The sequence below is a fragment of the Pseudomonas sp. EL_65y_Pfl2_R96 genome (genome assembly GCF_963970905.1).
In the GTDB taxonomy this organism is placed as follows: domain Bacteria; phylum Pseudomonadota; class Gammaproteobacteria; order Pseudomonadales; family Pseudomonadaceae; genus Aquipseudomonas.
This window is the reverse complement of sequence record NZ_CAXAQH010000080.1, coordinates 1-2,026: the sequence shown is the minus strand read 5'-3', so window position 1 is coordinate 2,026 and position 2,026 is coordinate 1. Positions and strand designations below refer to the sequence as shown.

The window sequence follows — 2,026 nt, the reverse complement described above, 5'->3', positions numbered from 1 at the left end:
GCCTCGGCCTCATCAACGAAGTGGGTTCGTGGTTGCGCAGCCTGGAGCCTCGTCATATCGCCGAGTTCCTGATCGGCGGCGTTTCCGCCGATGACTTGCCGGACAGCTTTGGCGGCAAGACCATTCAAATGTTCCGCGACTTCCTCGGCCACTCCAGCTTCATTCTGCCGCCGCTGCCCAACACCCAGTTCACCCGCGACACCACCTGCTGGATCTACGGCGGCGTGACCCTGAATCCGATGTACTGGCCGGCGCGCCGCCAGGAAACCCTGCTGGCCACCGCCATCTACACATTCCACCCGCAGTTCACCAACGCCGACTTTCAGATCTGGTACGGCGACCCCGACCAGGATCACGGCAGCGCCACCCTTGAGGGCGGCGATGTGATGCCGATCGGCAACGGTGTGGTGTTGATCGGCATGGGCGAGCGCTCGTCCCGCCAGGCCATCGGCCAATTGGCGGTCAACCTGTTCAAGAACAAAGCGGTGGAACGAGTCATCGTCGCCGGCCTGCCGAAATCCCGTGCAGCGATGCACCTGGACACCGTGTTCAGTTTCTGCGACCGCGACCTGGTGACCATCTTCCCGGAAGTGGTGAAGCAGATCGTCGCCTTCAGCCTGCGCCCTGACGAAAGCAAACCGGGCGGCATCGACGTTCGCCGTGAAGAAACCAGCTTCCTCGACACCGTGGCCAAGGCCCTCAACCTCAAAGCGCTGCGCGTTGTCGAAACCGGCGGCAACAGCTTCGCCGCCGAACGCGAGCAATGGGACGACGGCAACAACGTGGTGGCCCTGGAGCCGGGCGTGGTCATCGGCTATGACCGCAACACCTACACCAACACCTTGCTACGCAAGGCCGGGGTGGAAGTCATCACCATCAGCGCCAGTGAGCTGGGCCGAGGACGCGGCGGCGGTCATTGCATGACCTGCCCGATCATTCGCGACCCTATCGATTATTAACTTTCGAGCCTTGGCCGATGCTTACCCTGCACGGCCAAGGGGATAACCGAAACCCAAGGAGATCCAATCATGGCTTTCAACATGCGCAACCGCAGCCTGCTCTCGCTGATGCACCACACCACTCGCGAGCTGCACTACCTGCTGGACCTGTCCCGCGACCTCAAGCGCGCCAAATACACCGGCACCGAGCGTCCGCACCTGCAAGGCAAGAACATCGCGCTGATCTTCGAAAAAACCTCGACCCGCACCCGGTGCGCCTTCGAAGTCGCGGCCCACGACCAAGGTGCCCACGTCACTTACATCGACCCGGTGTCGTCGCAAATCGGCCATAAGGAAAGCATGAAAGACACCGCCCGCGTGCTGGGGCGGATGTTCGACGCCATCGAGTACCGCGGCTTTGAACAGGAAATCGTCGAAGAGCTGGCCAAGTTCGCTGGCGTGCCGGTGTTCAACGGCCTGACCGCTGAATTCCACCCGACGCAAATGATCGCCGACACCCTGACCATGCGCGAACACAGCGACAAACCGCTGCACGACATCAGCTACGCTTATTTGGGCGATGCCCGTTACAACATGGGCAATTCGCTGTTGATGATCGGCGCCAAACTCGGCATGGATGTGCGCATCGCCGCGCCGAAAGCGCTGTGGCCGCATCAGGACTTCATCGATCAGTGCCAGGCCTTCGCCGCCGAAAGCGGCGCGCGTCTCACCATCACCGAAGACCCGAAAGCAGCGGTCAAGGGCGTGGACTTCATCCATACCGACATCTGGGTGTCGATGGGTGAGCCGGTGGAAGCGTGGGATGAGCGCATCGAGCAACTGCTGCCGTACCAGGTCAACGCCAACATGATGAAGGCTTCGGGCAACCCGCGCGTGAAGTTCATGCACTGTTTGCCGGCGTTCCACAACAGTGAAACCAAGGTCGGCAAAGACATCGCCACGCGCTATCCGCACCTGGCCAACGGCGTCGAAGTGACCGAAGACGTCTTCGAGTCCCCAGCCAACATCGCCTTCGAGCAAGCGGAAAACCGCATGCACACCATCAAGGCGATTCTCGTGTCGGCGCT

At 61.4% G+C, this 2,026-nt stretch carries 2 protein-coding genes; both read left to right on the top strand.

Translation table 11 applies throughout. The annotated features are described in order from the left end of the window. A partial coding sequence (locus tag AACY49_RS29470) for an arginine deiminase (RefSeq protein WP_339527688.1) occupies nt 1–959 on the top strand: 959 nt, incomplete at its 5' end. 69 nt (nt 960–1,028) lie between these two features. Continuing rightward, nucleotides 1,029–2,026 (top strand): ornithine carbamoyltransferase (locus AACY49_RS29465; protein ID WP_339527686.1); only part of this gene is annotated, 998 nt, incomplete at its 3' end.